Consider the following 9787-nt stretch of genomic DNA (forward strand, 5'->3'; position numbering starts at 1 on the left):
TCCCTTTCTTAACGCTGCGGCAACCGTTTCACATATTCGTCCGACAAACGCATTAGCTTCATTATATATTTGTAATCATCTTCATATTTGGAGAAGTCCCCTACAGGCTCAAGTGTTTTCAGCGACATCGCCACTCCATCATTAAAGGCCTTGCCAGGAACAAACAGGATATCATTATTAAAAAAAGATCCTGTCGGCAAATAATATCGCATACCGATAATATTGCGGTCAATGTTAAGGAGATCATGACCGAAGGCTGTAAAACCCTCCTGTTGAAGTGAAACGCCTAGCAGGTTGGATATGGTCGGCATAATATCGACCTGTCCGCCTGTTGTATCTACGACCCTACCTTGCTTCATGCCGGGCGCATGTACAATCAGCGGAATGTTGTAGCGACTGATCCGGTTATCATACTTGATGCCGAGGGCTTCATGAATTTGTTCCGAACTTACAACCTTGGGCTGTAAGCCGAAGTGGTCTCCATACAACACAACTACAGAGTTATCCCATAATCCATTTTTCTTCAAACCTTCAATCAATGTGCCAACAGCATAGTCCGTATAGTTGACCGCCGTCAGATAATCACCTAGTACCCCTCCCTTCATATTCTCAGGAACCGTTATTTTTTTGAAGGATTTAGGAATCTTGAAAGGGTGGTGGCCAGAAACGGTAATAAACTGAGCATAAAAAGGTTTTTCTTGCTTCTTCAGCTCGGAAAGTTTGTTTAAACCCGTGATGTACAGCTGCTCATCTGAAGCTCCAAATGCATTCAAGTGGTCATTAGTGAAGTAAGGCTGATCAAAATAACTGGTAAACCCCAAGGCAGGATAGAGCTCCTTGCGGTTCCAGAACCCTACTTTGTTCACGTGGAAAGTATAGGCCTCATAGCCTTTATCTCGAAGTAAACGCGGCAGACTCGGAAGCACCCTGTCTCCAAATGAGGTAGACATAGCCTGTGATCCGATGGGATATATAGACGTATTACTCATAAATTCTGCATCTGAGGTATTACCCGGACCAATCTGTTGAAAGACATGAGGAAAGTACATGCTCTCTTTGGCAAGCTTGTTCAGCACCGGTGTTAATTCCTGACCCCCAAGAGATTGAAACATAGCGAAATTTTGAAGGGCTTCCATCTGGATTACAATTACATTTTTACCTTTTTGCGATCCAAAATAGGCCGGAGCCGCTCCTGCTGCAGTTTCATCCTTATAGTTGAACGTAGTCTCCAACGCTGCAACCTTCGCAACTGTCTCACTAATGTCGCCGGTACCGATAAGGCTTTTATCCTCTTTACTTTCTACCGCAGCAACGAACTCATAATTCAAGAAACCGGTGCTTTCTGCCTGAACCAACTCATTCGTAATTCCTTTCGTTGAATGAATAGAGTAGGTAGATAAGGAAAGCCCTCCAACGATAGCTATCATAAGTACTACGAGATGAACTCGGTGTGCAGTGGGTGAGACATAAGCATTCCGGCTTAGGCCCGAACCCCGGCTCCATTTACGATACATGGCAGCTCCAAGGAAAATTACAATATCTGCGAAAAACAAATAATCAACAAGCTCTATCGTGGAACCCACACTTTCCCTGATCTCGAAGACCTGATCCAATTCAGACAGCGCTAGGTAGGTCGGAACAGATCCGAAATGATTAAAATAAACACTAGCCGCGAAGAGTACCAGAGACAGCAGTGCATTAAATCCCCAGAATACCGCAGTTTTCATCCGGTGCGGGGTAATGAGATATAAAATCCCCATCAATAGCAGTATAGATGCCGCATCCGATGCGACCCACCCCAAGGCAATGCGATTAAAGAATAACATTCTGAGCAATAGCAGCTTAAGGAATAGTAAACACGTAACCCTATAAAATTGAACTCTACCGAGCCCAAGCATTTTATTTCTCATGCTTCCTCCCTCTATATCCCTCATTTGTAAAAACCATCCTTGTCTTTTGTGAAATATCACATCTTTCTAGTATATCAATACTTTATTTTTTTATCAAAAATTGAAAAAAAAGAACACAGCATTTACTACATCAGCTGTGTCTTATATTTCATAATAGATACCCTTTTAAACCAAAGATGTGGTTCTTAGCAGTCTTTTGATAGAACGATTTGCTTCACGGAGAACAATCTCTTTATCAACCGTTTGATGTATCCCTCTCTCCATTAAGATCTTGCCGTCGACGATGGTTGTCTCCACATCCGCCCGAGTGGCTGAATAGACAATACGGGAGATAGGGTCAACATCATAGGAAGGAAAGGTGTGGAAATTATATAGATTAAGAATAGCAAGATCTGCCTTCTTGCCCACTTCAATACTACCAATTAGGTCCTCCATGCCCACTGCCCGCGCTCCGCCTATCGTCGCCATACGGAATACGCTTCTCGCATCCATCGTTGTTGGTCCGTGCAACGGCTTTTGGATGAGTGCCGCCAGCCTCATTTCGTTAAACATATCCAGATTATTGTTGCAAGGTGCTCCATCCGCACCAAGACTTAATGAAATATGCTCATGCAGCATTCCAGGTATGTCTGCCACACCTGAAGCCAGCTTCAGATTGGAACCTGGGCAGTGGCTCACATGAACACCCCGGTCATGTAGAATTCGATGTTCCTCCTCATCCAGCCAGACACAGTGAGCCAGAATCAAACGGTCATTGGCCAACCCCAAATGATCTAGATAGACCACATTGCGCATACCGGTCATAGCCTTTACAATTTCAATTTCCCCCAGATTCTCGGAAGCATGAGTATGAACCTTCACTCCATAACGGGCTGACAAATCCCTCACTTCCGTTAGCAAGGGTTCCGTACAGGAGATTACAAACCGCGGTGAAAATGCGTATTGAATGCGGCCCTCCCCGTAGCCGTTCCACTTTTCCAGCAAATCTACACTCTCTTGCAGAGAGGATAAGGTATCCTCCTGAAGGGCTTGAGGAATATCTGTATTCTTTTGATCCATCATCACCTTTCCTGACAAGGCTCTTATCCCGCTCTGGGCAATAGCCTGAAAGGCATAATCTGTATGATGTACCGTCTCCATATCAACAATTGTTGTAGTTCCGCTGGTAATTAGCTCTCCAATTCCCAGCATAGCGGAATAATAGATGGACTCCTCATCATGCGCAGCCTCCAGGGGCCAGATCCGATTGCGCAGCCAATCCATAAGCTCCAGATCATCCCCTTTGCCTCTGAACAACGTTTGGCATAAATGGATGTGCGTTTGTATAAAACCCGGAATGACCGTACGGTTGGTAGCGTCTATGATCTTCTCGTCACCACGGGGAGTCAGCCCGCTACCTATTTCAATGATTATGCCGTCCTTGATTCTAATGTCACCCTGAATGATTTCCTCCTGCTTATTCATCGTTATGATTTCCGCATTCTTGATCAGTATATTTCTCATGGCCTTCTCCCCCTTTATCGTAGATCATCTTTATGTTTCCTCTATATAAATTGAACTTAAGATTTTAGAATAAAGGATTAGTCGCACTGCGGTGAATGTTTGGACTTCCGGCCGCTGTTGTAGTAAGACTTTCTTTGATTTAACCCGCTTTTAGCGGTTGAAATCCGGATACAGCTTATGCTTTCGAAGCGAGCTTTCCTACGGAAAGCTTTCGGGCGGTCGCTATCGCTCCTACAGTTCCAAAATTCCCCTTCGTCACTCCGTTCCCTTTTCTCTAATTTAAAGTTCAATTTGTATAGCACAAAAAGGCCACAAAAATATGCCTGAGCATATTTTCGTAGCCAGAAATTTACGGTTCCCGGTAGAGACCCTTAAACCAATTATTAAGGATATACGAAAAAAGGACTATTCAATTTTCGATTGAATAGTCAAATTTTAATTCAAGGACAGCTTACTTGTCAATAAAAGTTATATAAAATAACACAACTTAACAATACAAGAGCGTAAATACCCCTCTTCACCTGTATTTGACTCTTATGCGTAATATATAATAACATCACTAGATTAATCTCTATCAATCAGACTCTTCTACCTAACCTATTACTTTCTCAAACACCGGAAAGCTCGCTGTTCTTCCCGGGAAGTTCACTTCCCCCCTAAGGTCATATTCCAAGCTTTTATATAACCTCAATGCAGAAGAATTCTTCGCATAAGTATCTAGACGGATGCTGGTATAACCGCCGCGTACGGCATGATCTTCCGCGAAAGCGATCAGTCTGCGAGCGATCCCCTTACCCTGAGCTTCCGGATGCACAGCCAGTCTGTGCATGCTTAGATGAGGCCCTTGATTCTGCACCCAGTGGATAGCCCCATACTCTTCTGCCTGATTTTCATCCAATACGACTATGCCTGCGATGGCACCTTCTACTTCACATACATACAAATTACTCTGCTCCAGATCCTCCTGGATCACTTCCCTATTAGGATAGCTTTCATCCCACTGATCACTTCCACCGTCCTGCATCACCTGGACGCACCGGGCAATCAGTTCCATAATCTGTTCACTCTCAACTTGGCGTCCTGCTCGAATAGTACTTGTCACCCTGTGCACCTGCTTTCATCATCATATTTTGAACCCCTATCATTTCTGTAAGAAGTCTATCATATGAACAGGTAAAGCAGAAATACATCCTTAATTTTACCCATACAAAAGAGAGTGTCTCATTCTTATAAGACTGAGACACTCTCCCGTTTTGCCTATTATAAATTCTCTGTCTCCTACGCTGTTAATTGGCGTATGATGCCTCAGCCGAACTCCAGTTTATGCCCGTCCTCGAAGCCCTTGGCGAAACCGGCATCGAATCCCACGTTGTATGCTTCGGTGTATCCCTGCTGAAAGGCGTCTGCCGGCGGAGTTTCCGGCGGGACGCCGAGATCCGGGGGGAGCGCAACAACCTCAGCTACCGGGAGCGGTACAGCTGCGGGAATTACATTTACCGGTGGATGAACGACTCGTGCTCTTCGGACAATCCGGCGGCGAAGTCTTCTCTTTCGACGCAACAGAAGCCCTTTCTTGCTCTTACCATATCGAACTGCCTTCCGAGTAAGTCCTCTGCGGACTTTACGAACAAGACCTCTGCGAACAAGGCCTCTGCGAACCTTGGCTTTCCGCGAGCGCAACAGAATTCTTGTTCTCGAGGATTTCCCTAAACGCAGCGCTCTACGGATCTTCTTTCTCTTCATCACTCTACTCCTCCTGTACTCCATGACTCTTACGGCTCCCTCCGACACAGGTTTTGCTCAGCCAGGGTGCAGCCGGAGTTCCTGTCTTGTGCCGGTGAAGTGAAATACCGGACATCATCCGGCACATCGAGCTCTGGTATTGGCTTAATATCCTGACATTGTCACATAGCTTGCGGGCAGTCAGCTCAGAATGACCTGTTAATTCAGCGATACTCTCCAGAATGGTAGCTAAAGCCGCTTGACTACGGGCAATAGAGCGGATCATTTCCAGCTTGACGGCTCGTTCCGAAAGATTCCGGGGACTCATTAGCTTCCCTCTCCAAACCCGTCGCCCATTCCGCCAAAACCTTCCCCGCCCCCCTCTTCTTCACCGCTACCAAGCACAGCCTTAAGGTTACTGTATAGACCGTTTTCCAGCTTAGTCAGCCCCTCCACCAACTCAACGATTTGTTCATGTATGGAAAGGGATTCCTTCAGCTGCTCTTCGTGATTATCGAACGCTTTTGCGTGGATATGGTGCTGTGTCCACTGCTTCACCTTCTCCGCTTCCACCGCCTTGGCTTCCAGAATCATTGCGATGTTCCACTGGATGGCGGCGGTCGACTCCAGCATTTGCAGATAAGCCTTTTCTCTGCTCATCATCCACCTCCTGCTTCTTAAGCGTTACTCTTCTTCCTGCCCGTTTAATTCCTTGATCACCCTGCCTACCCCTTCAGCCATAGCTTCCTCCAGATCGGCAAGTGCGTTCAAGTAAGCAATAATGCTCTTGTTAACCTGACTCGAGCTTTCGATCAAACCGCTGGTATCACCCAAATCCGGGTCCGCATCCGGCAGATCGTGAACAATTTGCGACATCCGGACAGCCACGTGGCGTTCGGCATCCAGAATTCTTGCCATCTGCTCATGCGTATGGGCCATGTGCTGCAGCACTTTTGTTATTTTATTCTGCACCTTCATGTCTCCTTTGCTCAAACGCCCTGCTACAGCATATGCGGCATAAGCCTGTACGGTGCTGGTGATAACGTTCGGAGAATATGTAGAGGAAAGAAATTTGGAGAGAATGATTACCGTTTTTTTCAATAGGATTAAGCTTCAAGCCATTACTCAATGGATGTTTAAGCAGCCTGGAACTCTCTATGTACTTGTCGATACCGAAAAGGGTAATATACCTGATGCAAGAAATTTACAATAAAAAAATACGCTGCCCTTAAGGCAGCGCATCTCTCAGTTTCTCCCCAGCCTCACGCAGAGACTGAAACGTTCCCGCATCGCTCCACCACTCTTTCAAGATATCATAGCTGAGCTTGCGGTCTGCGGCATAGATATTATTCACATCGGTGATTTCGAGCTCTCCTCTATTGGAAGGAGACACCCGCCTAATAATGTCGAACACAGCCTCATCGTACATATAAATGCCAGTCACACAATACCCCGTCTTCGGATGCTGCGGCTTTTCTTCAATGTAGGCGATCCAAGCAGAATTTTGACTATCGAACACCGGGACACCGTATCGTCGTGCGTCATTAACCGGTTTGAGCAGCACCTTAGCCGTACCCGCAGGCTGCCGAAGGTAACTATCGACATAAGGCGTTAAGTCATCCAGAAAAAGGTTGTCTCCCAGCAGTACCAGGAAGCGTTCACCCGAGGGTACAAATCCTTTTGCCAGTTCCAGTGCCTCCGCAATCCCACCGGCTGCCTCCTGGATTTTATAAGTAAGCGTTACTCCGAATGAAGCACCACTACCCAAAAAATCCATATACAGTCCAGCTGACTGTTTGCTGATGACGAGAAGAATATCGGTTATACCACACCGGCGCAGCCGGTCAATACCGTAGCACACCATTGGATATTTGCCGACCGGAAGCAAATGTTTGTTCATAAGCCGGGTCAGCGGATATAGCCTAGATCCTGTTCCGCCCGCCAGTATGACTCCTTTCACAACCTTTCCTCCTCAACCTTTTGTGGAACCTAGGGCTCCCAGCAAATTAATTTAGTAAAACTGACTTCAAACACAGACTCCTGCACTACCCGCCTGAGGGTTATAAATTCAAGCTATATAAAAGCTGCAGGATCGGTATTCCACTTCTCTATAAAAAGCTTGCGATTCCGCTCAACCAGCTCTTGCCATCCTCCATGGTATACCTGCTTGAAGCTTACGCTTCCTTCATGGTGTACCAGAGCATCGCCGGCAATAAGCAGCCGATATCCGAACAATCGTACGCGGAAGCAATAATCATCATCCTCGTAATGCCCGGGAGAGAATCGCTCGTCAAGCAAGCCTACAACGTCTAATACTTCTCGCTTGAAGAGAAAGCACATCCCCACAAGTCTGTGAGTCTCTCTCCATTTGGACGGGTCGGGAACATTGGATGTTTCCGTAATTTTATGAAAAGCCGGGATATCCTCATAATAAGTTTTCACCTGCTGCCTTCCACTGGCATAATTCGTAATGGGTCCAACAATGCCGATGTCAGGAGCGCTATACAAGGCCCGTTTTAGATTGGTCAACCAGTTCCGGGATACAATAACATCATTATTCAGGAGCAGCAGCTCGTCTCCGCAAGCTAACTGTAATCCCAAATTACAGGCTACCGGGAAACCGGCATTGGCTGGCAAAGAGATGAAGGTTATTTTTTCAGAGCGGCAATAGGTTGTTGTGCCATCCTCGGAACCGTTATCTACAACAATGATCTCATAAGGACTTGCCGTATATTCTCTGATTGAATCCACACAGGCCCGAAGCTGATGAAGACCATTATAGTTTGGGATAATGATGCTGGTCATCGTCATATGCCATTCCTCCATACTGCCGTTTGCCGGCGGCTCTCAGCGCCGTTGCTCCCCTCAAGCCCCTTGCTTCCTCCCCGCGCCAGTACCTCATGAAGAGCTTCGGCATGATCACCGGATATCAGCCTCGCCATAGCATTACCCTCACCTGTATTGGCTTTACGCTGCCGATTTTGGTTTATCACATTCACAGTGCCTGCTTTTTCCACCTTCAACTTTTCCATTATCGCAACGGCATGAGCTTTCGGAGGAACCATCAAATACTGACAGCCAATCGTCTCCACCGCCCTCCGCGAAAGAGCATGCGGAACTGCAGTTATAGAACTCGTGCCCAAATCTGTCCGCCCAAGAACTGAATTTAGGAAAAGCTTGCAGCGTGTCACTTCGTCCCAGTGAGCAAAATTTGGGAGTAGTGGATCTATATCATTAAGCGCTACATCTCCTCCCCGATCTATCGCCGCCGGAAACGAAATCAGTTGAGGCGCAGGAATAACCATATCACCATCGAGAAAAAGCAGGATATCACCGCGACTCAGCTTCGCACCTATAGCCCGGCCTACATCATGCCCGGCAGATTCCGGACAATGAACAACCACCGCCTGTTTGCACAATCTGGCACGTTGAAAGCTTCTGTCCTTGCATCCGTTGAGAACGACAATAATCTCTACCGGTCGGAGACGCATTACCTGCTTAAGCACTTGGAATAACGTCTCTTCTTCGTCCCGCGCCGAGATTATGACGGATAAGCTGCTGCGAAAGCCAGGAATCAAGCGAAGGGATCGACCTGACTTAGGTTTTCGCGACGACCGACGAGGTGCAGAGGATGAGGATTTAGCCGACTTGCCGGATTTAGAGGAACCCTTCCCGATTCTAGGCTTGAAAAGCTTGGAGCTGTTACTCATCGTATTATCACCTCACCATCTCGCGGCGCCGGATTCCGTCAGTGAAACCGGCCCGACTCCCCCGCCTTTTAAGCAACAAAGCAATTGCCTCCAGATGATCAGCGATCACAAGCTGCTGCAAGGGATCTCTTCCACCCTTCTTGCGGCGGACAGCATTTATTTTTCCTACAGGCACAATATGCACAGGTTCCACCCGAAGCCCCTCCATGACGGCATGAACATAGGCAACAGGGGGTCTGGACAGCAAGTCACTCCCTAGAACTTGAAATGCCCTTCGGCTTAAAGCATGCGGAACTGCAGTCATAGAACAGCCCTTCAAATCGGGACGTTGAAGAATAATATTCAGCACATGCTTGGAGAGTACAACTGGATGTGGGCGGGATCGATGGACCGGTCCGGAATAATTATTCAAGGCTACATCAACCCCGCCGCTCACAGCCATCACAAAGGGACGGAGTTGGGCTGAGGAAAGTACAAGATCACCATCGGTAAACAACAGAATTTCACCCTTTGCTACTTCAGCCCCGATGCTGCGGCCGACATCATGTCCGAGCGGTTCCGCATAGGAAATCACCCGAGCTCCGCAGGATTGGGCAATTTCCACTGTCCTATCCGCAGAACCGTTAGCTACTACGATTACCTCACATCGAGGGTGAACACCTCTTGCCCCGGCAATCGCTCTGGCTATGGTCCCAGCTTCATTCATGGCCGGAATAATAACGGACACCAAGGGCTCAGGGTGATTCACCAGTGCTGCGGTTTCTCGCGCAGGACGAGCGGGGCGCCTTAATTTACGGGAAAGCCGCCGCCCCGTGCGGCGGGCAAGAGATCTTTTTGTTTTCAAGCTCATCCACCTTCCTTACAGGGCATGTTTCCCAGGCTGAGGGTACACCACAGTTTATGTAATTCGCCAAGCAGGGTAACGGCCAATGTCTCCTTCTC

At 47.4% G+C, this 9787-nt stretch carries 11 protein-coding genes and 1 riboswitch; all 11 genes read right to left on the reverse strand.

Going from position 1 to position 9787, the window contains the following annotated elements:
- Window positions 1–8: 8 nt before the first annotated feature.
- The gene (locus PWYN_RS00630; RefSeq protein WP_084146563.1) at window positions 9–1910 is read right to left on the reverse strand and encodes an LTA synthase family protein; all 1902 of its coding nucleotides are present in this window, start codon (window positions 1908–1910) and stop codon (window positions 9–11) included.
- Between the two features lie 165 nt (window positions 1911–2075).
- On the reverse strand, window positions 2076–3413 hold the full coding sequence (locus PWYN_RS00635) for a 5'-deoxyadenosine deaminase (protein WP_036647337.1): 1338 nt from the start codon (window positions 3411–3413) through the stop codon (window positions 2076–2078).
- 318 nt (window positions 3414–3731) lie between these two features.
- Window positions 3732–3830, reverse strand: a riboswitch (purine riboswitch).
- A gap of 175 nt (window positions 3831–4005) precedes the next feature.
- Window positions 4006–4515 carry a GNAT family N-acetyltransferase gene (locus PWYN_RS00640; protein ID WP_157261053.1) on the reverse strand — a complete coding sequence of 170 codons (510 nt, stop codon included), beginning with the start codon at window positions 4513–4515 and terminating at the stop codon, window positions 4006–4008.
- A 203-nt stretch (window positions 4516–4718) separates the two neighbouring features.
- Window positions 4719–5156: a FliH/SctL family protein gene (locus tag PWYN_RS00645; RefSeq protein WP_036647338.1), complete on the reverse strand. Its 438-nt coding sequence runs from the start codon at window positions 5154–5156 to the stop codon at window positions 4719–4721.
- Between the two features lie 4 nt (window positions 5157–5160).
- On the reverse strand, window positions 5161–5463 hold the full coding sequence (locus PWYN_RS00650; RefSeq protein ID WP_052087666.1) for a hypothetical protein: 303 nt from the start codon (window positions 5461–5463) through the stop codon (window positions 5161–5163).
- Window positions 5463–5795 carry an alpha-helical endospore appendage domain-containing protein gene (locus tag PWYN_RS00655; protein ID WP_036647340.1) on the reverse strand — a complete coding sequence of 111 codons (333 nt, stop codon included), beginning with the start codon at window positions 5793–5795 and terminating at the stop codon, window positions 5463–5465. The genes PWYN_RS00650 and PWYN_RS00655 overlap by 1 nt, the downstream gene beginning before the upstream one ends.
- Before the next feature lie 24 nt (window positions 5796–5819).
- Window positions 5820–6236, reverse strand: coding sequence for a nucleoside-diphosphate sugar epimerase (locus PWYN_RS00660; protein ID WP_338049161.1), 417 nt, complete (start codon window positions 6234–6236; stop codon window positions 5820–5822).
- 127 nt (window positions 6237–6363) lie between these two features.
- Entirely contained in the window at window positions 6364–7095 is a 732-nt protein-coding gene (locus PWYN_RS00665; RefSeq protein ID WP_036647342.1) for a sugar phosphate nucleotidyltransferase, read from the reverse strand.
- 113 nt (window positions 7096–7208) lie between these two features.
- A complete protein-coding gene (locus PWYN_RS00670) occupies window positions 7209–7946 on the reverse strand; it encodes a glycosyltransferase family 2 protein (RefSeq protein WP_036647344.1) in 738 nt (245 codons plus the stop codon).
- A complete protein-coding gene (locus PWYN_RS00675; RefSeq protein ID WP_084146543.1) occupies window positions 7943–8845 on the reverse strand; it encodes a glycosyltransferase family 2 protein in 903 nt (300 codons plus the stop codon). The genes PWYN_RS00670 and PWYN_RS00675 overlap by 4 nt, the downstream gene beginning before the upstream one ends.
- Window positions 8846–8852: 7 nt before the next feature.
- Entirely contained in the window at window positions 8853–9695 is an 843-nt protein-coding gene (locus PWYN_RS00680; RefSeq protein WP_036647345.1) for a glycosyltransferase family 2 protein, read from the reverse strand.
- Window positions 9696–9787: the final 92 nt, after the last annotated feature.

The sequence above is a fragment of the Paenibacillus wynnii genome, from assembly GCF_000757885.1.
Lineage (GTDB): Bacteria > Bacillota > Bacilli > Paenibacillales > Paenibacillaceae > Paenibacillus_AQ > Paenibacillus_AQ wynnii.